This window comes from Salinispora fenicalii, from assembly GCF_000514815.1.
GTDB lineage: Bacteria > Actinomycetota > Actinomycetes > Mycobacteriales > Micromonosporaceae > Micromonospora > Micromonospora fenicalii.
On sequence record NZ_AZWQ01000019.1, the window covers coordinates 40,341 to 63,615 of the forward strand.

The window sequence follows — 23,275 nt, forward strand, 5'->3', positions numbered from 1 at the left end:
CGACTCTTTCGATGGCCGTCGCCGGTGGCGACAAGGTCCGGATCACGCCGGTGCCGCCCACTCGTAGAACCGGTCCGCCATAGCGTCGGCCGGCGAACGCCAGGTAGTCGCGTCGTACGGCTGGATGTGGGCTCCCAGATCGTCGCTGATCTGCATGAAGAGCCGGTGGGAACGGGCCTCAGCAATGGCTCTTCCGCCGTCTCCGTCGAAATCCTGCAGGTGGAAGTAGAGACCTTGGTACGAGAAGAGCTGTCGGCGCCGTGTGCCCATGATTCCCGGCATCTCGGTGCGATCGAAGGTGCGGAACAGACGCGCGACGTCCGCCTGGGACTCCGGTGACATTCGGGCCACGATCAGTGTGCTGTGCATGTCGTCCTCCTCGTGGGTGGCACATCGTCACGACGGCACGGACGGCCGTCGGATCAGCGGGGGTCACCCAGCCAACGGCGCAGCGCCTGGGTCAGGGTCAGGGAGCCCTCGTCGGGCGCGGTCCAGGCGACGTGGCCGTCGGGACGGATCAGCACCGCGTCGGTGTCACCGAGCCGGGCCGGCTCGGCCGCGTCGAGTGGGGTGGCGGTGACCACGTCGAGGCGATCCGCCCAGCTCGACACCGTGTCCCGCAGAGCCTGGTCGTCGGCGAGGTCCAAAAGGACCGCCCGCCCTTGGCGAAGCAGATCGACTGTCGTGATTTTGTCACCATCGCGGACCAGCTCCACCCGGGGTACCCGACTGCCCAGTAGCGGGTGACTGCCCGGACCAACCTCGTAACGGATGTCGAGCCCGCTGACCATTCCGGCGAGGTGACGACTGACCTGCGCGTAGGCGGTGAGCTCGGACATGATGTCCCGTAGCGGCTGCACTTCCGCGCCGCGCAGGAAGAGCAGGCCCTGGGCGCGGGTGTTGAGCAGCAGTCGTCGACCCACCGGGTGTCGCTCGTCGTGGTACGAGTCGAGCAGGCCCGGTGATGCCCACCCGCGTACAGTCGCTGCCAGCTTCCAGCCCAGGTTCACCGCGTCCTGAACGCTGACGTTGAGTCCCTGCCCGCCGGCAGGTAGGTGGATGTGGGCCGCGTCGCCGGCCAACAGCACCCGGCCCCGCCGGTACTCGGTCACCTGTCGGGTGGCGTCGCCGAAGGCGCTGACCCAAAGCGGGGTGCCGCCGCTGATGTCCTCGCCGGTCAGTCGCTGCCAGGCTGCGGCGACCTCCTCGAAGGCCGGCGCCTCGGTGCGGCGGCGCGGTGCGGTACCGCGTTCGCACACGATGATCCGATCAACGCCATCGCCCAACGGACCGGCCATCACCATGCCGCCCGCGCTAGTCTCGCCGATCATGCGGGCCCGCAGGTTGCAGCCCTTGACGTCGGCCAGGTACATCTCCATCGTGGCCGCCGTGCCGGGGAAGTCGAATCCGACCAGCTTGCGCACCATGCTGCGCCCACCGTCGCAGCCGACGACGTACGCCGAGCGGAGCCGTTGCCGGCCCAACGGCCCGTCGACCTCGACCTCCACGACGTCCGCCTTTTGGGTGAGCCCGACGACCTCACACCCCCGGCGGACGTCGGCGCCCAGTTCCTCCGCCCAGGCACCGAGGATCTCCTCCGTGCGGGACTGTGGGACATTCTTGACACCAGCGTGTCCGTCCCCGAGCACCCCGAAGTCGATCGGCAGCCCGCCGAAGTGCCCGGCGTTGGTGATCTCGACGTCGCCGAACCGAGACAGCAGACCCCGCTGGTCGAACACCTCCATCGTCCGAGCCTGGAAGCCGAGTCCTCGGGACTGGCCGGTGGGCTCCGGAAGACGTTCGAGCACCACCGTATCGACACCGGCCAGTCGCAGCTCACCGGCGAGCATGAGTCCGGCTGGACCCGCGCCCACCACGATCACTTCTGCGTCCATGTATCTCTCTCCTCGACTCCCACGGTGGCCCCGCAATCGGGATACTATTACTCACCTGAATTGCGCATCGGGCCCTTGTTGACTGGGTCAGCATCCGTCGAATTTCTACGAAAAATGCAAGGTCAGCGTCGACACCGACGTTCGCCATACCGCAATGAAAGTCGGTGGAGCTCGTCCTCTTGTTTCTGCGGTAGCCGCGCAGACGGATGAGGAAGTTAGCACCATCATTCTTCGGTACGGACACCCGAGTCAAGGGGGCTTTCGCAAACTTCGCGTCGTTCATCCGTCAAGCAAGTGCCAAGACGAAAGACCGGGTCAATCCTGGGTCAAGAACCGGCAAATTCGGGGTTGCCGCATTGTCCGGACGACACCCGCCGCCCTATGTTTCGGCATTCGGATCTACTACGGATAGCTGCTGGGGGGCTGATGGACAGCACTGCCGATACCGTCCGGTCGAACAACCACTGCCTGGGCATCCGGTGCCGGCGCAGCGGCGGGGAACGACTAGTGAGCGCGGGGACGAACCTGTGCCAGAGCTGCCGGCGGATGCTGGCCTCCGACCTGCGCCACCTGCCATGGCTGCACGAGGAGTGCGGGCACCGCCTCGGTGGCAGCAACACCGCCGGCGACCGGGTCTCCGGCGGGCCACTACCGGGCATGCCCTTCAACGCGTCGGCGGCGGAGGTCCGCACCAACATCATCGGGATCCTGGCCGCCTGGGTTGCGATGATCAGGCAGGAACGACGGGTCCCACCCCCACTCCGACGCGACGTCCCAGAACTGGTGGACTTCCTGCTCCGGCAGTTGGACTGGCTGGGCGGGCACCCCGCCGCCGGGGACATCAGCAAAGAGCTAATGCAGCTGGTGTCAGCCGCCTGGCGGGTCATCGACGCCGACCCGGTTCGAACGTTTCCGCTCGGGCCTTGCCTGACGAACGCCTGCCAGGGCCAACTCACCGCGGTGCTGCACCCGGACGGCTCACGACGCCCGACGGCGGTGCGGTGCAGTTCCGAGGGCGATCATCGGTGGCTCGGTAGCGAACTACTGCAACTGGGACACGCACTGGCGAGCCGACCGTCCGCGGACCGGGGCACGGCAGCAGAGGACACCCGCTGGCTAAGCGCTGCCGACATCGCCGCGCTATGGGATGTCCGGTCCGGCAGCGTCTACCGGTTGGCCAGCGAGCAACGGTGGGGCCGGCGTCGTGTCGGTGGTCGGACGTACTACTTGGTGGACGATGCACAGAAGGCACTTGGCATGCGGCGCCACCGACCGTCGGGAACATGACCTCGACTTGAAAGGCGGCCCCAGCCGGTCTGACAACGGCGGCCACGCTCGCCGTCGTATCGGCGCGGTCAAGGATCACAAGCCGACGCCCCGCTCCTAGCTAGAGCAGCGAGACGCCGCTGATCGCCTACTCAGATCCCCTTTTGATCACGATTAAAGCGGCTCAATTCGCGGGGTTGCGCACTAGGCAAAATTGGACTTAGAGGAAGTTAGTAGCTGACTACCAAAATTCCATCACTGAGACGTGAGTCACTCCACTCGATTTGCAACCCTTTGCTATATTTCGTTTCATGACTCCCCCATCTTCGGTCAGTATGGATTTGACCACTCCATCGGCCGACGAAGATAAGACACGCGGGTCGATTCACTTCCAGGAGCATCGACTGTCGAACCGTGTGACCGTCGACCGCAATCTCGTCCATCGGGCGGCGACGTCGGAGGTACTGCTCACGGATTGGCGCCAGATCGATGAACACACCTTTCTCAGCGCCGCCCAGTGGCCACGTGGGCACAGCTTGTACGGCACCACGGATGAGCATCTTGACCCACTCTTCGTCGGTGAAACCATCCGACAGGCCGGAATCCTGATCACCCACGTGGGCTACGGGGTGCCGCGCGGACATAAAATGATCATGAAAAATCTGAAATGGACCTGCGAACCGGCGAACCTACGCTCCCCGGAGGGACCGCTGCAATGCGAGGTCATGATCAGGGCAAGCAAGGTGCTGCAGGGTCGTGGCACTGCTAACGGGATGACGCTGGACTTCCTGCTGAAGCGAAAGGGGCAGTGGCTCGCCGAGGGCACTGGGATGGTGCGGTGCCTGGTGCCGAAGGTGTACGAGCGGGTGCGTTGGCACGGTGAGCCACGAGTCATCGGTCCCGCTCCAGTCGTGCCCCCCGCCGCTCCCGGCGAGGTTGGACGTCTTCTGCACCGCGACGTGGTACTCGGCCCCGCCGACGAGTCCGGCGGGCGCGACCTGCGGGTCGTCACCAAGCATCCGGTGTTCTTCGACCACCGACTCGACCACGTGCCTGGCATGCTGTTGTTCGAGGCGATGCGGCAGGCCGCCGTCGCGACGACCGGTGGACGCCTGAGCTCCGTCGTTGCGGCAGAGGGCGACTTCCCTCACTTCGTCGAACTGGATCGGACGTGCCGGGTGGTGGCCGAACCCCTCGGCCGCGAGTCCGACCCAGTACTGGTCCGCTTCGTCCAAGACGGCCGGGTGGTCGCGCACGGGTCGATCATGCTCTGCGCCAGCCCGACAGGAGAATGAGATACTTCTATAATTTGTCACGCGCTGGCGATGGCTGGGTTAGCTCCGTTCAGCGTGTGAAGAGTTGGCTCTGATGTAGCGCTTGAGGCTACGCATGTTCTCGCGTGTAGTGCGGCCCCCACTGGTGCAGCGGGTGACGTGGTCGCGGGATTGTCAATCGTGACCCAGGCGGGCTGGCGTGACGGTGCAGATCGCTCGGTTCCGGCGCTGTTCGCCACAGCGGCTGAGCCGGTAGCGGTGGCGTTGCCGGACGAGTCCGTGACGGTCGCGATCGTTGCGCCGGTCCTGACCTCGATGCCCGGCATCGGCGTCAGGACCGCCGCCCGGATCCTGCTCGAAGTCGGCGACGGCACCGCCTTCGCCACCCCTGGCCACCTCGCCTCCTACGCCGGGCTCGCCCCCGTCACCCGCCGCTCCGGCAACAGCATTCGCGGCGAGGGCAACCGCCACAACGCCGCCCTCATCTGCCTCGCCCGACGCCGCTGCGACGTCCTGTTCGCCATGCTCCGCGACAACATCCCCTACCAACCCCGCCCGCCAAGCCCCATCCCCGCTTGACCAAGCCCGCAGGAACATCCCCCGTAGAGTTCTATCAGCGACAGTTGTCAGGCCTGCCACAGTCAGCGCCACGATAGTGCCGTGGGTAGGGGGAACCGACAGATCACGGGCCCACCGGGCAACGCTGCCGGGTGTGGTACCACCGTTGCTCAGGCAGTGCTTCTGCCGTGGCGCGTTGAGACGCCGCCAGCTGGATCGGCGCTGGTTGCGACGGCTGACCCGCAGGATGAAGGTCGAATGCCTCAGCCGCAATGATCAAGCACTTCCTTCTGGGCTGTCCGAACGAATCTGAGATAGTAGATCTGCTTACGCGGCAGCACCAGTCCGGGCAGAATGACGTACCACATGCCGGCGATCCGTTCACCGAGTTCGCGTCGCTCCCCGAGTACCTGGGCCACCAGTTGCACCCCGGTGAAGGCGCTGACCATGAACCGGGCAACGTCACCGAGCGGTACGTCGGTGCGGATGTCCAGCTCCGCCACGGCACGATTGAACATCTCCGTGCTGATAGTGATCCAGTCCTGATACGGATCCGGCAGGGGACGCTGGAACGTCCACCGTTCAAGCGTCAGCCGGATGCCGCCACGCACGACAGGTTGCACCTGCAACTCCTGCCCCAACCGGTAGGACAGCCGAATCAGCGACTCGAGAGCAGGTGCCTCCAGGTCCGCGTAGAAAGTGGCGTGCCCGACGAAAATGGAGTGTTGCTCCTGCAACACCGCGAAGGCCAATTCCTCCTTCGAGCTGAAGTGAAAGTACAGTGCTCCTTTTGTCACACGCGCATGAGTGAGGATATCGCTCAGACGAGTGGAGCCGTAGCCGTAGCGGTCAAACATCTCCGCGGCCGCCCGGATGATCGCACTCCTCGTCGCCTCGGCCCGCGCCTGCCTCGCCATCACGCCACCTAACGTCACCGATTCCAGCAAATAAATCATTCGGTATCTTACGAACAATCAACCAAGAGTGATAGGCCACACCTCACACGGCATCCCTTGTCGGGTGTGAGCCCGCTGACGCCACAGTTCCGCACGGACATTCGCCGCCTTGCGGAGGTCGCTGCCCGCTTGGGGGAAGCGGACCGGATCAGTGAGCTCGCCGGCGGAGGGCCGATCACCCGCAGGGATATCCGCCCCGGTGGACAGCGACCCACCTATCGAGACAGCTCAACGGCCTTCGGGTCACGGCGGAGTTCCTTCGCCTAGTCCGTTCAGACTTCGAAACGCGAGGACCAGCGAAGCTACCACAATCCACGACCGCGGCATGGTGCCAGCCAGCGGGATGGGCCCAGAACGGAACGCGAGCACCAACATCGCCGATCAGGGACAGCCACGATCAACTGCTCCGCGGCGACCGCCCGACGACTTCCCGGCCAGCGGGGCTACCGGCAGTTGGTCACGACTCCAGCTCAGGGCTGAGATCTGTCAGCGGGAACGTGGCCTTGCCGATACTTCAACCCGACACTACCAACGAGAACATCTCCGCTCCGGCGGTGATCACCAGCCGGTAGATGTCGCCGAACTCCTCGGACGATTGCCGTCGTGTCGGCGCCCCCGCCCAGACCGGCAGTCTGCGGTGCGGACGCCACACCGCAAACTGCTGACCCGGTTGAAGACGGGGCACTTTGAGCCTCGGCAGTGGATGCCCCCTGTGCGACAACGACTCAAGCCAGGTGGTCACTGTGCTGGGTCGGGAACGCCGGCACGTGGTGATCGCTTGACGCGGTAGCCGCCGCGGTCCGGGGTCGCGCCGACAAACGACTGCCCGTCCCATCTAGCGATCGTCGTAGGGAACGAGCGCTCGCAGTTAGGTCAGCGAGAGCCAGCGACCTCAGCGGATTCCCTGATCACCTCGTCGAGCTGCGCCCGGGACTGTGCGCCGCGCAACGGTACTGAACCGGCCACGGTGACGACGGGTACGCCCTCATAGCCTTGGGCCCGAACCTCGGCCAGCCGCCGTCGCAACTCGGCACCGCCCGAGCCATCGAACGTCATGCCGAGTTCAGCGGCGAGGGCGTCCAGCACTTCACGATCGGCAATGTTGAGACCATCCTGGTAGTACGCGCGGAACAGCCTCTCGGCCATCTCCTCGCCCTTTCCCAGCTCGCCCGCCTCGGCAAGGAGCAGATGCGCGTCGAATGTGTTGACGTGCAACGCCGATTCGACATCAGCGTGGATTCCCTCGGCAGCGAGCATCCCGTCGAACTGGGGATCCGGTTCCACGGCACGGGGGCCAAAGGCGCGATACAGCACCTGGCTCAGCGGTTCCCCCTGCGTGCCAGCGTCGGGATGCACCTGGAACGGGTGGAACGCTATCCGTACCGGGGTTCCGGCCGCACGATGACGGCCCAAGACGTGTTGGAGGCGAGTAAAGGTCAGGTAGGACCAGATGCAGGAAACATCCATGATCATATCGATTTTTAGCATCTTTCCTCCGCGCGAGTTCATGTCTCCTCCTTTAATGGGATGTCGTGCGTGCGTTTGAAACGGATTTTCCAGCGCAGAGTCAAGACTAGAAGTTGAACATTGGTTCAGGTCAAGTGGTCGCTAGCGCTTGGAAGCTTTGTCACGATCAAGTGTGATGTGGGGTCCAGCCCGGCCGGCACCGACGTCCGCTGACCCAACCGGCGCACGAAGCCGAAGCACTCTTCGCTGTCGGCTCCAGGAGTCACCATCCGGACCGCCCTTCAATGCCGCATGGCAGGCGCTCGTGGACCAACGCCAGAGGGCACCCGGGCTTGGAGCAAACTGTCATAGCAGACGGTCGATGCCGCCCACGTCTCCTGACCGGTCGACGGAGTGGTCACCGCTCGGCGACCTCCGTCACATGCCGCTCGCCCTCTTCTTCTTTCTGTGCTGCGTCCACCTTGCTGGCCGCTGTCCCCAGAATCGAGGTGGACGAAACCGCCATGGCAACGAGCGACAGCACGGCGGCAGCCAGAAATCCGTCGGCGACCGAAGTGGCGTCGATGAGCGGACCGAAGACCAGCGGAGACGCAAACTGCCCAAGAAACGCCGCCGCCCCCAGCAGAGCGGTGACCTGGCCGCGGAGCGTGGGGGGCGCGCTCTCACCGATCAGCACGGTGAGCGCCGGGATGAGAACACCCATCGACGCGCCACACGTGGCCAGCGCCGGCAGCATCAGCCAGGCGACGCCGGTGAAGGCGATCAGCAGGAACCCGACCGCCCACCCGACGAAGGCAATCCGCAGGAGAACCGGATAGCCCAGCCGGGCGCGCAGTTTTCCGTAGAACAGGCCCGCTGCGGTGGCACTGATCGACATAGTGACCAAGAAGAGACTCACCACGAAGGGACGCTCAACGTCCAACTGCGCGAGTCGCTGCGGTAGAAACACCGCGACCACGTACATCAGGGCACTGACCAGCATCTGAAACGCGTACAGGCTGAGCACAGACGGCTGTTGGAGCAGCGGCAAGACCTTCCCCCTGGGACCAGATTGCGTCTGCCCCCGGTGCGGCAGTAGTACCAGGGAAGCCAGCCCGAGCGGGACGCCGATCAAGTAGATGCCGAACGGGGCATGCCAGGAGAGGGTGCCTACGGCACCACCGAGCAACGGCCAGGCAATGCCGCCTCCACTGATCGCGGCCGAGCGCCAGCCCATCACTCGATCCTGCATGCTTCCTCGGTAGAAGGAGAGCAGCGCGACAGTCGTGCCGCTGAAGACCGCGGCGGCACCGAGTCCGAATAGCAGTCGACTGAAGATCAAAGCGACGTACGACTCGACCACAAGACCAGCACCGCCGGCGAGACCGTACAGGAGAAGCCCGCCAGCTAGCGGTAGGCGCACTCCGAAGCGGTCGATGAGCCAGCCAACGAGCGGGCTACACAGCGCGATGGACAGTCCATGGGCAGTCAAGATCATTCCAGCCGCCGTGCCGTCCACGCCGAGCTCACCTCGAATGACCTCGAGCACCGGCGTGATGATGGCCCCAGCCATGACCGTCAACGTAGAGGCGCTCAGTAGCAGCAGCAGAGCAAGCCGCGGATGCCACCTGCCCGCTTCGTCCGTTGGGATGGGTGCCATGTCGAGTCCTTTCCTAGCAGTGCCGTACCGTCCGCCATGACAGGGTCCTACTTAAACAATGGTTCACGTCAAGCCTGACTGGTCGACATGGAAGATCATCTAACGGCGCCGTCCTACGTACTGATGCGCCAGTTACCTGCCCCGCAGTTACGTTTCGGATCTCACTATTCACTCTACGAACGGCAAAGCTGATATACAGCACAAGAATATCGGGCAACTAACGTTGATACACCCATGATCCTCCGCGCTCGACCACTATTCGGATCCGCGGCGAATGAGAATTCAGCTAACCGTGATCCGGGACGCGCTTGCCGTCCTTTGCCATGGGCGAACCCCAACGCGCGGCGACGGGGAAAGCGTCTGTCGCCATACTGGCGTACTGAACTTGACGCCCGCATCACGAGATGACGACGCTGCTGAGCCTCACCGGTTGCATCGACTACGGATGCCTTTCTCTGGACCGAAAAATAGACTCGCCGATCCAGATGATGTTCTCGGCAGGCAGGTCCCCCGGCCCTCGTGGTCTAATCGTCCAGATCTGGTTGCCCAGACCGGTTCGATACATGGTCTGAGGGCCGGTGAACAAGGCCTTCAGCTCAGCACGCCACGGATGCCGACACAGGCGTCGCCGGAGTCCGACCCCACGCCGAGCCTCCGGCGACGAACTCAAGCCGCTATCCGGCTCGCCGTGCCGCGACCAGCTTCTCAATCTCCGCGACAACGTGCGCCGGCGACGGAAGCGTTGCCATCTGTTCGGCGAGCAGACGCGCCTGCCTACGGTACGTGGGATCCGACAACGCCTTGCGGCATGCTCGTGCAACCGCGTCGCTGTCCTGCTGACCAGGCGGCAGCACAATCGCCGCCCCATAGTCCGCGGATCGCCGCACCGTATCGAGCAGGATGTCCCACTCGGGGACAAGAACCTGCGGCACGCCCGCTCGCATCGCCGTCATGGTGCTGACGCCACCCCCAGGATGTACCAGCAGATCACAGGTGCCCATAGCGACGTCGAGTGGGAGCCACCCAGCGCGCAGCCCGGGAATCTCGGTACGAAGCGCACCGGCGAGATCTTCCGGGGCTGCAACCATCGTCTCCACGTCCAATCCCGCGACCTGAGTCACGAGGGAACGCACAAACTCGAGACTGGACTCACGGGTGGCACGGCTACCCGCGGTGACACAGATCCGTCGCCCTTGGGGTGTGGAATACATCCACTCCTCGAGCGGCTCCTGGCGGTTCGCCGGCGTCCACCGCATCGCCACGGTCGGCCCGGAGGGTGGCAGCCGCAGCGCTGCCGGGCCGATCTCGATCCGCAAGTCCGGGGCTGGCAGCTCACCGAGGCCGAGGGCGGCGAGTTCCGGTTGCAGTTCCTCGTCTGCGCCGGCCTCTTCCCGTCCGGGCTCCCCCGCATCCCAGCTGTGCCAGATGTACGGCACGTCCAAGGCAGTAGCCAAAAGCGGCGCACCGAACGCCAACGGCACACCGATCACCGCATCGGGACCCCAGCTACGGGCCAGCCGGTGCAGGCCCGGCAAACTGGCCGCGGCAAACCGACCGAACATACCGCCCAGAAACCGCCGTCGGCCGGCCGGGTCCTCGGGGGGCGACAACGCGGCGCCATCCCTACCCTGGAAGATCGCCTGATGCAGAGTCATCCCGGTCACCGATGACGCCGGTACGCCCACCGCCGCAGCGGTGGCGGCTATGCTCTCGTTCGAAGCCACCAACACCTCGTGCCCGGCAGCCCGGAGGGCATGTGCCAGCGAGGCGGTGCAGAAAACGGTGGACGGGCTGAGCCCCGCCACGAACAGCACCCTCAAGACGACACCTCCTGGTGCTCGGCCCTGCGGCGGCCCCATGCCGATGTGGCCAGCACGGTAATGTCCCATGCCCCTTCCGTGCCCAATTCGAGGACGAACGCGTCCAGTTCCTCGCGCATCACCAGGCCCCGCTCGACGAGGATCGAACCCTCCTGACGCAGCCGAAGGCCGATCAGCTCGTCGTCCAAGCTCGACTGGCCCGGACCGGCCGGTGATACTCGGGCCTTCACCGACTCCAGACCCGCGCCCGTCAGCGCCCTCGGTAGTCGTCTGGCCCAGCGCAGGTCAGCACCGGAGTCAGCCATCTGCCGCCGGTACCCGCCGAGCAACGCGCGGCCCACCGGCGTCGGTGCGTCCTCGGGGGGCAGGTGGTAGAAGTCCTCCACCACCAACCAGCCCCCGGGTACCAGCCATGAGACCATCCGGTGCAGCACCGACTCCGGATCGGGCAGGTGAGCCAGCACCCCGCGGGCGTGCACCAGGTCGAAGGAGCCGGGAGCGAACAGTGCCGTCGTCACATCTTCGTGACGGATCTCGAGATTGCGGTGAGCGGTCGGATCCAGATAGCGGACGTCGATATCCAGGGCGACGACGCCACCATGTGGCACCTGTTCGCAGAGCCAATGCGCGACGGACCCCGCACCGGCGCCTACTTCGAGGCACCTCGCTGACGGGCTCAGCGGTAGGTCGGCCAACACCGCGCGGGTCTGGGGGTCGTGCCGTGCCTCGAAGAGACGTACCTGGTCAAGCGCCGAGACCGCTCCCGGCGCGAGTGCCCCGGTGCTGTGTCGCTGTTCCCGCTCAGCACGCGGCTGGCTGCTCATACCCACCCCCGGACGGAACGCGACGTTGGCTGGACCGACCTGTCGGCGAGCATGCGACACATCGTCAGGCTCGCCGGTGCCACCTCCAGCCGCGTCACCTCCTCCTGGCCGAGGCGAACCCGGGGGTCAGACATATAGGAGTGGTACGCGGCCTCGTCAAGCCACTGCACATAGTTGAGCAAGCTTCGGCCGTCATCAGCGAGGAAGGGAGCCGCTCCGACGAATCCGGGATGCTCCCGCTTCCACCCACCGGTGCGGGCCAGTACACCGGCTGCCGCACGGACTCCGGCGGAATCGGCGACCTGGCGGCGTACCACACAGGTGAGGCCGGGCAACCGGTTCGCGGCCGGGCCCTCGATTCCCGGTGCTGCCACGCCCTGAAGCACGGTCACCCGGTCGGGTACCGGTCCCGACGGTGGCTCGACGGGTGCGGGAAGGCCAGCCGCCTGGCGCTGTTCACGCCCCTCCCACAGCTCATGCACCACGACCGTCGCACGGTCGAGGCTGAGGTGCACCCGCGTACGCACCAGCCCAGGGGCCGAGGGTTCCCCCTCGATCAGCCGGGATGCCAGCTCCGCCGCGACAACTACGGCGTGGTCGGGCTCGTACTGGTAGAGCGAGAAGAGACCGAACATCTCCGAGCGTTCAGCGGAATGCATCGGCGTTCTCCACCGCCCACTCACGGAACGTCCGCGGCGGCCGGCCGAGCACGTCATGTACCGCTGTGGTGACCAGTTCCGACTCCTGCACCAGCTGGGCGAAGTAGTCGAGCGCACCATCAGCGTACGAGGGCGGCCACCCCTGGGCGATCATCTGCTCCCGCGCCACGGACGCTGGTACGTCTTCCCAACGCAACTCGCGGCCGATGACCTCGCCGATGATCGCGACCTGCTGCGCTTGGGTCAGGGTCTCGGGACCGGTGGTGACGTAGCGGGCACCGGCATGGCCTGGTGTGGTCAGTGCCCGTGCGGCCACCTCTGCCACATCACCCTCGTGTACCGATGAACGGGCCGCGGCACCGTACGGGAACCGGACCACTCCGTCGCCGCGGATCTGTTCGGCGAGGCCTCGGGCATTGGAGGCGAACCCGGTGGTCTGGAGAAATGTCCACTCCAGATCGGTCTTTTCGATCATACTTTCGAGGTACGAATGGCAATTATTATCCCGCGCCTCAAGGCCGATGTGCACGCCAATGGAGGAGACAAATGCGATACGGCGCGCGTGTTCGGAGATGAGGTCCAACACCGCCGGGACGGTGTCCACACGAAGGGTGAAAAACGGCCACATCAGTAGGACGCCGTCGACGTCAACTAGTGCCGGCTCGACGGTCTCGGGCCGAGCCAGATCCCCGTGTACCACTTCGACGCCGGCCGGTACACGATCCGCCCGCGGATCGCCTGGCAGCACCAAGGCCCGGACCCGACGGCCGGTTGCAAGCAGATGAGTCAGGGCATGAGGGCCCAGGTTACCGGTAGCCCCGGTGACCAGAATGGCACCCGAATCGGGCATGATGATCTCCTGTCAGCAGGCACAACGAGCAAACGAAGCGACGGAATGGGGCGATGCAGCTATATGAAAGCCTCGCGAATTCGCGCCGGAACTGTCAAGCAGTTCATGTCAAATCTGCGTAAGGTCGCCCGAGGCAGTTCGGCTCGCTAGCTACTTCAGATCACCTCCGACCCAGGACTCTTGTCACCCGCCTCGGTGTGACTTCCTGCCACTGCCGTTCGGATACTCCCGGGGTAGCGTCATCGCCGGCCGAGAGCATTGGCGGACCGCCGACAGTACCTCTTCCTGTCGAGCGCCCGCTGCGTGTGCCGCTTCGGGCGGTGGTCACCGTGGCAGCAGGACACGGTCGTCGGTCAGCGGTGTCTCAGCTCCGCCGATCGATCGGTGGTCTGACTTGTGGGTCCCATCGGTAGTGACGTTGGCGATGGGCGCTTCCAGATACGGCGAGCTTCAGCCGCCACCTTGTTTTGTCGATTGTGCTTTGGTGGTGGGCACGTCCGTGTTCCGAGCGCCAGGTTCGGACCACGGCAATGATGCTAGGGCGGAGTTGAGTAGGCGGTTGCCTCCGCGCGACCACTCTGTCGGCACCCATGGCGAGCGCCACAGAACAACGTCACGCGGCCAGGTTCACCGCGTGGCCGACGAGCCGGCTGTCGGTCGTCGCCGCCAGCATCGCTGCAGCCAGGTCGGCGCGGGGCAGGGTCCAGGCCCGAGGCAAGGGCGCGTCAACCGCCCATCGCCAGACGCCCGTGCCCGGACCGTTGCTCAGATACGGGGGTCTCAGGACAGTCCAGTCGCGGTCGCTGCGGGCGAGGATCTCCTCCAACCGACGCATGTCGTGGTAGGCACCCCCGAAGAAGCGGTGCAGAACTGGGTTGACCAGATGACGGTGGGTGATGTCCTGTTCGGCGGGGGGCGCCACTGGCAGTGCGGTCACGGCCACCAGCCGCCGTACGCTGGCCTCGCGCATCGCTACGACAATCGCCAGTGCCGCAGCCGAGTACAGGCGGGTGGGTCGTCGCGCGTCGGATGCTCCGAGAGCGGACAACGCGGCGTCGGCGGAGGCCAGGGCAAGACGCAACTCCTCAGGGGCACACACATCGGCCCGGACCACCCGCAAACGAGGATCCGGCGGGCCGGGCATGTTCCGACGAACGACCGCAGTCACCTCATGGCCGGCAGCCAGCGCCTGGGCGACCAAGAGCCGCCCCGTACCTCCGGTAGCACCGAACACAGTCAGGCGCACGGGCCACTCCGTTGCGCCCGCCCGGGAAAGAGGTCGGGATACCACGCCGGTGCCGAGGCGAGGTCGTCCGGCACCTCGGGGCCCGGGTCGCAGCCCGTAAGCCGCCAGATCCGGTCCGAGCGGTACCAGTGGTCGACCGTAACCATCGTGAGGTTCCTCCGAGTGAGCCCAGACGGTAGAGGCATTTCGAGGAGACGATCGGCAGCCACCGTCCCTTGCGGAATTCGGACACCAAGATGTCGGGCGAGGGCACCAGCAGCTTGCAAAACGGTGACCGGAACAGGGTGGTCGGCGTGGAAGAGCGTACCCGGCGCAGGTGGCGTCACTGTCATCGCGACCGTCAACTGAGCCAGGGCCCGGACGTTGACCATCGACAAACGAGCCTGCCCGCCGTCAACCCAGCCGGGCATTGCCGCCAGCAACCGCACCAGCCCGGGCACCACCCACCGGTCACCGGGCCCATACACGAGGTGCGGCCGCAGGGTAGAGCCACCATGTTCGCGGACGGCCGCGTCAGCCGCCGCCCGACTCGCGCTGACAACGGAGACCGGAGCATCGGGGCGCTCCCCCTCCAATAGCCCCTGGTGCGGGCCGGTGCCGTACACCGCCGAGGTACCGATGTAGAGCACGCGCTTCACACCAGCCCGGGCGGCTTCGGCGAGAAGATTGCGGGTGCCGAGGTGGTTGACCTGTTCGCAGCGAGCCGGGTCGGGGCCGACGTAGGAAGCGGCGTGGACAATCGCGTCGACGCCCTCGCAGGCGCCCCGTAACGATCGGGCATCGGTCAGGTCACCGTGAGCGACAGGACTGACGGGGTCACGAACGGGTCGGCGTAGGAGCCGGTGCACCCGGACTCCACCCTGGCGGAACGCCTCGTGTATGGCCGAGCCGATGAATCCGGTAGAACCGGTCAGGAGCACCGCGATGTCGTCGTGCGCCATAGTGCCTCGCCAGGTTGTGCGTGCGGGATCCTTGGAGAAGGTATCGAACGGCCGGCTTCCTGACGAGGGGCGGACGATCGGGGCGAAGGACGTGGTCGCCCACAGCCGCGGCGCGGCCGATGGGTTCGTACGCCCCCATCACCGCACGTCGGTGGGCACCAGGGGCGAGGGGCCCCTGGAGGGAATTGGAACCGTCTCTACTGTTACCTGACTCACAGTCAGTCCGGCCAGTAGCCAACCGACTACCCTTTTGTTCGATTTTCGAAGGGAAAGCCAGAGCTGAAACACTCTCACCTTTTCGGTAGATCACGACATATCAGACATACCCAGAGTGATCCACTAGTCACTAGAACGTTGACTAAACAGGGTGGCCGGTTTTTTATGGAGCATGTCGGTGACCTTCGCACGATCATCCCGATCGGGTCACCGCCACGTGCGATGCCCGCTCAATGACCGACGTACAGCCGGGTGTCACGACAGGCGTCCAGCTGACTCCACACGGCCGGTGGAGGTGCGGTCAGGGCATCTCCTGATTACGCCACCAGGAACCTACTCTCGGGGGAAGTCGATGCATGTTCTCGCGGTCGAACACGACGAGCACGCCGCGGAGCGGCTTGTCGCCTGCGCGCGACGTCTCGGCCATCACACGTCGCTAGTGCGAACCGGACGGAAAGCACTCGCATCATTCGATAACAGTGACTTTGTTCTGTTGGACCTCGACCTGCCCGATGTCGACGGCCTGGACGTGTGCCGAGCCATCCGCGCTGCCGGGAGCACTCCGATCATCGCATTCACTGGCGGCGGGGGAGAAACGGACCGCGTGCTTGGGCTACAGGCAGGCGCGGACGACTGCATCACCAAGCCGTATGGCCTGCGTGAGCTAGCAGCCCGGATAGAGGCGGTACTCCGCAGAACGGGCGGCAATCGGGACGCTGGCACCGTGCAGCGGGGGCCCTTGCGGATCTACCCCGCCCGGCGAGAGGCCACCCTGCACAAACGTACGCTTTCGCTTACCCGTAAGGAGTTTGACCTACTGCACCTACTCGCCTCCAACCCGGAGAGAATCTTGACTCGCGAGGAACTAATGGCACGAATCTGGCAGGACGGCGAGGCCGTAAACCGCCGTTCGTCACGAGCCAGCCGGACCCTGGACACACATGTGGGGACGCTACGCAACAAGATTGGTTCTGGAACCACGATTGTCACAGTACGAGGCGTCGGCTTTCGGCTCAGCATCAGCGAGTTGCACGCCCTCGCTACCTGAGAGGACAGCATGACCAGGCCGAGGAAGTCAAGGTAGCCCATCGCCCTGGCATCGCGGCGTTCGGCCAGCTCGTGCGGGGGGGGGAGCGGCAGGTACAACAGGCCCAGCTGGTGACGCCCGCCTGGAGGCAGCTTTCGGCGGAAAGTTCCACAATCATGCTTACGAGGCATGCCCGGCGGAAGTCGCACTCGCCCGCCGCTGCTGGGACACCTGCGGCGGTTCGGTGCACCGCTGGACAGCGAGCGCGCGGGTGAGCGGAGCCGACCTGATCCGGGGCAAGTGAGCCGAGCACCGTCCGCCGGGCCCGGACCAGCGAGCCGAGCGGCAGGGCCGACACCCCCACGAGCGCGGCGGAGCCGATCAACGTCCACGCCGGCGCGGACCGGCCGGCCAGGACTACAAGCGCCACCATCCCGAAGGCATGCACGAGCACCGAGATGGCGATGACGATCCGCTGCCCGAACTGATCGACGGCCCGCCCCAACACCGGGGCGGCAACCGCCTGCGCCAGGCCTGGAGCGCGCATCATGATCTTCGGTGATGTGCGCGGAGTGTGTGCTCCTGGGCCGGGCGAACAGGGGTCCGGGTGACGTGGGTGAACGTGGGCCACTCCCTGCCACCCCAGGTGAACCCCCGGGTCGCTAGACTGGGCGCTCGCGCCCTCGTAGCTCAGGGGATAGAGCAACGGTTTCCTAAGGCGACGCTCCGCCGGTGTTCGCAGGCTGATGACCTGCGGCGTTCCTGTCGCCACCCGTTGGGTGCCGGTCGCTTCGCGGGCTCGCTGCGATCGCTCGCCGAAGATCATCTGGAACGTTTCGGGCCCTACGGGTGCGGGCTCAACGTTGCCGTGAGTCGGGGCCGAGTCACCCTCTCTCGTCGTCGAGCAGTTCGCGGCGCCACTGGGCGAATCGGCTTCGGAGATCGTCCAGCGCTGGGCCGGTGACGCCGTACTGGGCGAAGTCATCGGGATCGAGCTGGGTGGCTTGTCCGAGGGCATCGGCGAAGATGCGCGGGTCAAAGCCACGGTCGGCGCGCCGCGCGAGGGCGAGGAGGGCATCGCGGGTGTAGCGGCCGGATCGGAGGGTGGCGTCGATGTCGATGAGTCGCGGGCGAACGCCCGCCCGTAGAGAGCGCTTATCTTGTTCGCTACCGCGTCGTCAGGTGCAGGACCGGTCCGATCGCCATGAGAATCGGTTCGTTGGCACGCCAGTCCACGCCGAGTTCGACCTTAGAAACCCGCGCACCGTCGGTGACGGCCAGCCGGGCGAAGGTGTCGTACTGCCGCTCGGTCTCGACGGTGAGGCCGTCGTCTCGGTAGGCCTGCACCACGGCGGTGACCGCGGTAGTGAACTCGTCGCGGCGATCCCAGGCGGTGAACAGGTCGACATCCTCACTAGGCCGCTCCAGCAGCCCGGCGGCCTGAACCGCGTAACCGCCGGCCGGCGCGAAGCCGTACCGCTCGGCAGCCCCGAGCCCGGCACGGGCGAGGCGTTCGTGGAAGGGGTCCACCGCTACGCCGCGTTGCTGCGGGTCGCGGCGAGTTCGGGGAAGGCGTCCTCCTAGCGCTGCCGGAGCTGCGGTGGCAGCCAGAGGGTGGGCCAGAGCCGCCGGAGGAGGTCGGCATTGAGCCAGGTGTGCAGATCCTCAACGGTACCGGCTTCGGTGAGCACCACCTTGTACATGCTGGCCAGGCGCGCGGGCCGGTTCAGATCGTACTCGGCGTGCCCGGACCAGTCGAGATGACGCGAAAGCGTCACCACGCCCTCGGTCGGGCCGTGCAGCGCGGCGAGGGTTTCGGCGATCACATAAGGCTTCCGGTCGCCGTAGGGTCGATAGTCCGCCGGCGGCCGGAGTGGGGTCCGACACCGGCTGAGGTGAGGATCGCAAGGGGATGCGGTCATGTCCTGGTGAAGTCGAGGGCCCGGTATCCGGGCATGCGACGTGGGAGTGAGGCGGCGAGGACGGGTGTGGCCGGGTGGTGGTAGTCGTGGACCTCGGCGAGGTCCTTGCTGGGGGCGGCGCGGATGACGTGGTCGCCACATTGGACGAGTAGGCCGTCGTAGGAGATCGGGCCGGTGAGGAAAGGGTGTCGAGGACGGGGCGTCGAAGCATTCGCCGATGAACGGTGTGGTGCCGATGACGAGGAGGCCATCGCCGGCCTTCGTGCCGTCGAGCCGGTCAACGATGGCCCGCCGTTCGCGGTTACTCATCGCGCTTTGGAGCACAAACGCCTGATGTCCGCGTGCGGCGAGCAGGGCGGTGAGTGCCTCGACCTGGGCGACCCGGCGGGTCAGCACGAGACAGTTGCGACGGCGGGTCAGGGCCGCGCCGGCATCGTCGGCGATCTGTGGGTGTTGCGGGACTCGTCGAGGGCCAGTCTTCGGTGCACCTCGGCGAGTGCGCCGGGCACCCATCCGGGGGCCAGGGGCAGGCTCCCGATGCAATCGTTGGGAGATGCAGAGGAGAGGCGCCGTCCGACACGGCAGGATCCGTGGCCTACTGGTACCACCTCACCCCATCCCTGCACCCAGCCGACATCGCCACCCAGATTGACAGATTTAGAGCGCACCGTCCCCCCGACACTGGCCATCCGCATCGTGAAGCACGAACGGACATCCCACCAGCCGCATCGCCGAGCACCCGGCACTAATAGACTCCAACCAACGAACCGACGCGGCATGCGGGTGAAGCATAATCTGTCTTCGCCGAGCTTCACGAGTCGAGATACTACAAATCCTGTAGGGTTCGGCTCACTTAGCTCGAAGAGAATTCTCCGTGACAACACAGGTGACACCTAATGGTACTGTACTGAGGTGCACAAAGGCCACCCTCGAGCTACGGGACACCGTGGATCTGACACAGAGTCACGAATCGCAGCAATTATCTCGGGTCGACAATTAATCAGCATGAAGAATTTTTCCTATATTCAAGCTGCCAGAAGAATCCTCCACATCTGCCGCCAGGCTCTTCGTGAACACGATGATGAGGTGTTACCGAGGGAGATGATCGCTCTGGCGATCATCTTGTCGGCAGTTGCAATCGTGCTTGGCCTCAACGCGGACGAACAGTCCAGCTTCGCGCTATGGCGCGTTGCGGCCGATGGATTCGCGCTGAACGTTCTATCCAACCTCGCGCTACTCGGACCCTCGCTTGTGATCGCGAACATTTTCTTCGCTCGCTGGAGACGTCGCAGACAGATTAGTACCGCAAAGCCAGCGCTTGATATTTTGTATGGTGTCGTCGATCTTACCCTTCGATGGTCGGATGATGTCTGGACCGTTCTTCATAAGGTTGATCTGCGTTTTACACCTGACCCGGTCTCTTTTCAGGCACCAAGCCACGACGGTAGCATGGTGCGTTCGGTCAGATCACTGGAAGATCAGCTCGAACTCGTCGATACGCGGAGACGCGCATTCTGCACAACACTCGACCTTTTTGCGATAAGTGGGCTGCCACAGCCCCCATTACAACCAGGCACCTTACCAATCTTCATATACGGCCTAGGATTCTCGATGCTTCGGGACAGCATGCTTCAACTTGACGCCGCCCTGGGCCGGTCAACCGACCTTCGCGAGCTGGCCGACCGTATCGATGACTACGAGCGTGGCACGCGCGAACAATCCGGATTCGGGGACCTTGCCAATTCCGCTGGGCTAGTCCTAGATTCCCTTACATGGATTCTTCAGGGGCTAAAGGGAAATTTGCCGAGTCACCTGGGACACCTAATGGAGGTTGACTTCGCCAAGGCAGCGGCCGAATCGGAATTACAAAATTTGACTGATCTCAAACAATCGCATCCTGGGTTGGCCGCCCGGATCCTATCTGCGAAATCGGAATCTCCTGACCTTTAACCTCGGCCCTTCGTTAAGCGCGTCAAGGTATTGCTCCAGCCAGAACACGACGGCCGGGCGGTCGTCGGCCGAGTCGAGTGCCTGACACATAGCCCTGACACTGCGAAGATGCCAACCACTCTCGTGTCCGCAGGTCCCGCATGCGCTGTCCTCCAGGTTGCCGGCCTCCTCCGGTGCCGCCTGCGCCGCGAGGACGTACCGCAACACGTTGTCGGCCTCTCGCAAATCATGGCTGATCAGCTGTGGGGTGCGGCGGCGACTCGCTTACCATCCGACACTGGTCCTGGAAGAAGTCGGCGGCGCCGTGGCTCACCAGAGGGCGAGCTGCGCGACAACCCGCGCCTGCCTCGGTGGCAACGCGCCCGCGTCGTTGCTGTCCTGCGATCCGAACCCCACCAACATGACTCCCTCGGGATGTCGTGCGTTTACGAGCCTCCGTGCGTGGGGCGAATCCCAACCGTGGTCGTCGCCGACGACCCGCATGGGCCGACCGCGGCGGGGGCTGCACCGTGGCCCATCCGGGTCGTGCCGCTACCCCATGGTCTCCTCCTCATCGTGGACATCTCGAAGTAGGTCCCCCTGGCCGTATCCCTTCAGCGCGTTGGCATCGGCAAGGGCTCGGAGATCCTGGTTGCCGTGCGCGGCGAGGTGGGTGCGAATGCGCTTGATGGAAGTCTCTGGTCGGATCGCGCACGGCGTCGGCATCATCTCGTGCTCCGACCACCACCGCCCTGGATGAAGTTCATCCCACGCGGGACGCTGTTGGGCCAACCGCCGGTTCTTGCCGGGATCATGGTTGCCGAAGCCGTCGAGCTGAAGGTTCCACACCGGCCTGAGCTGCCGAATCATGACGCGCTCTGCAAGCGCGATGAAGATCTCAACGGTAACCAGGTACCGGACTACAAAGTCGGAGACGTTGAGACTATCGACTGCGGCAATCGATTCCCGGTGCTCTTCGAGCCGATCCCATAAGGCGACCGTCTGGTTACGACCGTCGACCGTTCCTTTGCGAGCGCCGGCGGGGACAGCCTTTCCAACATAGATCGGCGTATGGCAGCCGTCGTCGCTAATGGGCGCATAAAGATCGTGCGGGCCGGTGTAGTAAATCGCGTAGACGCCAGCACCGAGGAACGGTGGGACCGCTGCCAACGGCACCGGGTCGCCGGCGAGGAGGGCCAGTTCGACGCTACGCGCGAGGTTGACCAGGGTAAGTGGGTCGTAGGACTCGGGCCGCTCCGCGTTCGCGAACCAATTCTTGCTTCGCGGGGGCTTCCGCCTGCGCGTGGCGCCCTTACCCTTCGCGGCTCCAACGACGGTGGTAGCCACAGGCGGGATGGCGACGGGTGATTCGTCCTGCTGGTTGACCACCATATGCTCCGCTCCCTCGTCAGCCGACTTCGAGGTGATTGACCGCCGCAGCGTGCGGACGGCAAAGGGCTCCCAGTTTGTCAGTCATCGTCGGTCTCGCGCGACCCCGTTCTCGTCGGCCCATGCTGGCGCTCGACGGCGCCTGCCTTGAGCGGGCCTGACATGCGTGTGGATCGCAGGCGTGCCGGAGGTCCGCTTCGCCGTCGTCCAAGCGGGTAGGCCGCGTCGTGTTCCGCACGGCGCCGGCCCAGTGGCCTCGCGAGTCAGTGGACTGGATGTGTGTCCGGTGATCCGCTCTACGGGCACAGCGACGGGGATACCGAGCGCTGCCGCCTGTTCGCGCAGTTCCTCAGACGGAAAGGTGGCCTGCGCGGCTAAGTCACGCAACGCGCGATCAAGGTTGGTCGGCGAGACGCTCCATAGATCGTCGAGCCGACCGGCCCAGGCTATTGAGGGATGTAGACCTCCATGAGGGTAGCAGCGTTCGTCTGCCCTCCGGGGCGCCGGTAGTGGGAATCCCTTTGAGGCCTTCCGCCGCGATAGCCACCTCGGCGGCTGCCTGACTGATCAGGCGGGACACCACTCGGGCCAGCAAGCATCAGCGAGGGCCACCAGGGTGCCTTTGTCTCGCGGATGACTCGCCTGACCCGTTCTCTAAACACGACGTGGGCCGTGCCAATGACATCGAGGGCTGCACGGCAGCCCGGCGAGCGAGTATGTCGCGGGCGTGGTCGTCCAGCTTGGCCCACGCCATCGCCATCCGATGATCGCTTATGTGCGCCGAGGAGGCAGGCATGGGTGACTCGTCGGTCATTCGCGGCTCGTAATGTGGGCGACGCGTAGCCCGCAGCGCTCGCCGATCTTCTCGTGGAGGAGTCGGTCCTCCCGTTTGACGGGTTTCGCGAACGAGCTGACCACGCACAGAATCCAGGGATCGCTGTCACCGTACGCTTGGGCCTTAAGCGCTGCCCAGACAAGATGTTTGAAGTCCTTAACGGGTGCCCAGGCGAAGCGGATGGTCTCATCATCCCGGTGGGCGAGGACCCTCAGTGGCTTGATTCGCAGAGTTTCCCTGTCTATCTCCCACCCGTCCCCAAGGGCCAAGCGGACGTGGTCGCTTACCTTGGCGGTAGGGTTGTCCAGGACAGCCGCGTACTTGCCTACACCGTTGCGGGCTCGGGCGTACTCCTTCATGGGCCCGTCCTTGATCCACACTCTGCGTTCTTGGGGAGTCTTGATCCACAGCGAAAGGCGGTCAGTGAAGCGAGGGTCCTGCGCCCATTGGTCGTAGCTAGGGCTCTTCTCGGTGTCGGTCAGGTGCTCCCAGTCCAGCTGTTGCGCGTCGGCGTAGAGAAACCGAACGATGTCCAGCTCTACTTCCTTGGGCATAGCCATGG

At 65.1% G+C, this 23,275-nt stretch carries 18 protein-coding genes and 4 pseudogenes; 5 read left to right on the plus strand and 17 right to left on the minus strand.

Annotation, left to right across the window (positions count from 1 at the left end):
* Nucleotides 1-42 precede the first annotated feature (42 nt).
* Both B116_RS0109290 and B116_RS0109295 read right to left on the minus strand, forming a co-directional pair.
* Nucleotides 43-369, minus strand: coding sequence for a TcmI family type II polyketide cyclase (locus B116_RS0109290; RefSeq protein WP_018722264.1), 327 nt, complete (start codon nt 367-369; stop codon nt 43-45).
* Nucleotides 370-422: 53 nt separating this feature from the next.
* Complete coding sequence (locus B116_RS0109295; RefSeq protein ID WP_027659909.1) at nt 423-1,895, minus strand: FAD-dependent monooxygenase; 1,473 nt, start codon at nt 1,893-1,895, stop codon at nt 423-425.
* A gap of 426 nt (nt 1,896-2,321) precedes the next feature.
* Between B116_RS0109295 and B116_RS28220 the strand changes: the two genes are divergently transcribed.
* The 3 genes and pseudogenes from B116_RS28220 to B116_RS24900 form a co-directional block, all read left to right on the plus strand.
* Nucleotides 2,322-3,182, plus strand: coding sequence for a hypothetical protein (locus B116_RS28220; protein WP_050565601.1), 861 nt, complete (start codon nt 2,322-2,324; stop codon nt 3,180-3,182).
* A 395-nt stretch (nt 3,183-3,577) separates the two neighbouring features.
* Nucleotides 3,578-4,456 (plus strand): ScbA/BarX family gamma-butyrolactone biosynthesis protein, encoded by an 879-nt coding sequence (locus tag B116_RS24895; RefSeq protein ID WP_018722267.1) that lies wholly within the window; start codon nt 3,578-3,580, stop codon nt 4,454-4,456.
* Nucleotides 4,457-4,729: 273 nt separating this feature from the next.
* A pseudogene (locus tag B116_RS24900) lies at nt 4,730-5,014 on the plus strand (transposase); the annotation flags it as partial.
* 242 nt (nt 5,015-5,256) lie between these two features.
* Here the strand turns inward: B116_RS24900 and B116_RS0109315 are convergent.
* From B116_RS0109315 to B116_RS0109360, 9 genes are all read right to left on the minus strand, one after another.
* On the minus strand, nt 5,257-5,949 hold the full coding sequence (locus tag B116_RS0109315; protein WP_082312765.1) for a ScbR family autoregulator-binding transcription factor: 693 nt from the start codon (nt 5,947-5,949) through the stop codon (nt 5,257-5,259).
* A gap of 873 nt (nt 5,950-6,822) precedes the next feature.
* Nucleotides 6,823-7,458, minus strand: coding sequence for a DsbA family oxidoreductase (locus B116_RS24905; RefSeq protein WP_082312766.1), 636 nt, complete (start codon nt 7,456-7,458; stop codon nt 6,823-6,825).
* A 355-nt stretch (nt 7,459-7,813) separates the two neighbouring features.
* The gene (locus tag B116_RS0109330; RefSeq protein WP_082312767.1) at nt 7,814-9,055 is read right to left on the minus strand and encodes an MFS transporter; all 1,242 of its coding nucleotides are present in this window, start codon (nt 9,053-9,055) and stop codon (nt 7,814-7,816) included.
* A gap of 674 nt (nt 9,056-9,729) precedes the next feature.
* Nucleotides 9,730-10,869: a glycosyltransferase gene (locus B116_RS0109335; protein WP_223874558.1), complete on the minus strand. Its 1,140-nt coding sequence runs from the start codon at nt 10,867-10,869 to the stop codon at nt 9,730-9,732.
* A gap of 2 nt (nt 10,870-10,871) precedes the next feature.
* Nucleotides 10,872-11,699: a class I SAM-dependent methyltransferase gene (locus tag B116_RS24910; protein ID WP_050591849.1), complete on the minus strand. Its 828-nt coding sequence runs from the start codon at nt 11,697-11,699 to the stop codon at nt 10,872-10,874.
* Complete coding sequence (locus B116_RS0109345; protein ID WP_033667476.1) at nt 11,696-12,358, minus strand: antibiotic biosynthesis monooxygenase; 663 nt, start codon at nt 12,356-12,358, stop codon at nt 11,696-11,698. Before B116_RS0109345 ends, B116_RS24910 begins: the two co-directional genes overlap by 4 nt.
* Entirely contained in the window at nt 12,345-13,208 is an 864-nt protein-coding gene (locus B116_RS0109350) for an NmrA family NAD(P)-binding protein (RefSeq protein WP_027659914.1), read from the minus strand. Before B116_RS0109350 ends, B116_RS0109345 begins: the two co-directional genes overlap by 14 nt.
* 613 nt (nt 13,209-13,821) lie before the next feature.
* On the minus strand, nt 13,822-14,454 hold the full coding sequence (locus tag B116_RS0109355) for an NAD(P)-dependent oxidoreductase (RefSeq protein WP_018722277.1): 633 nt from the start codon (nt 14,452-14,454) through the stop codon (nt 13,822-13,824).
* Nucleotides 14,445-15,395, minus strand: a complete 951-nt coding sequence (locus B116_RS0109360) for an NAD-dependent epimerase/dehydratase family protein (RefSeq protein WP_027659915.1) — start codon at nt 15,393-15,395, stop codon at nt 14,445-14,447. Before B116_RS0109360 ends, B116_RS0109355 begins: the two co-directional genes overlap by 10 nt.
* 568 nt (nt 15,396-15,963) lie before the next feature.
* Between B116_RS0109360 and B116_RS0109365 the strand changes: the two genes are divergently transcribed.
* Nucleotides 15,964-16,659, plus strand: coding sequence for a response regulator transcription factor (locus B116_RS0109365; RefSeq protein ID WP_018722279.1), 696 nt, complete (start codon nt 15,964-15,966; stop codon nt 16,657-16,659).
* A gap of 174 nt (nt 16,660-16,833) precedes the next feature.
* Here the strand turns inward: B116_RS0109365 and B116_RS28985 are convergent.
* From B116_RS28985 to B116_RS26465, 4 genes and pseudogenes are all read right to left on the minus strand, one after another.
* Nucleotides 16,834-17,191, minus strand: a pseudogene (locus tag B116_RS28985) (MFS transporter); the annotation flags it as partial.
* 331 nt (nt 17,192-17,522) lie between these two features.
* Nucleotides 17,523-18,168 (minus strand): annotated as a pseudogene (locus B116_RS28760) (nucleotidyl transferase AbiEii/AbiGii toxin family protein).
* 50 nt (nt 18,169-18,218) lie between these two features.
* Nucleotides 18,219-18,536: pseudogene (locus B116_RS24920) on the minus strand (hypothetical protein); the annotation flags it as partial.
* Nucleotides 18,537-18,556: 20 nt separating this feature from the next.
* On the minus strand, nt 18,557-18,811 hold the full coding sequence (locus B116_RS26465; RefSeq protein ID WP_155255738.1) for a hypothetical protein: 255 nt from the start codon (nt 18,809-18,811) through the stop codon (nt 18,557-18,559).
* Nucleotides 18,812-19,565: 754 nt separating this feature from the next.
* Between B116_RS26465 and B116_RS27425 the strand changes: the two genes are divergently transcribed.
* Complete coding sequence (locus B116_RS27425; RefSeq protein ID WP_155255739.1) at nt 19,566-20,510, plus strand: hypothetical protein; 945 nt, start codon at nt 19,566-19,568, stop codon at nt 20,508-20,510.
* A gap of 531 nt (nt 20,511-21,041) precedes the next feature.
* Here the strand turns inward: B116_RS27425 and B116_RS26475 are convergent.
* A complete protein-coding gene (locus tag B116_RS26475; RefSeq protein WP_082312769.1) occupies nt 21,042-21,881 on the minus strand; it encodes an Eco29kI family restriction endonuclease in 840 nt (279 codons plus the stop codon).
* An 807-nt stretch (nt 21,882-22,688) separates the two neighbouring features.
* Nucleotides 22,689-23,273, minus strand: a complete 585-nt coding sequence (locus B116_RS25920) for a hypothetical protein (RefSeq protein WP_027659917.1) — start codon at nt 23,271-23,273, stop codon at nt 22,689-22,691.
* Nucleotides 23,274-23,275 lie beyond the last annotated feature (2 nt).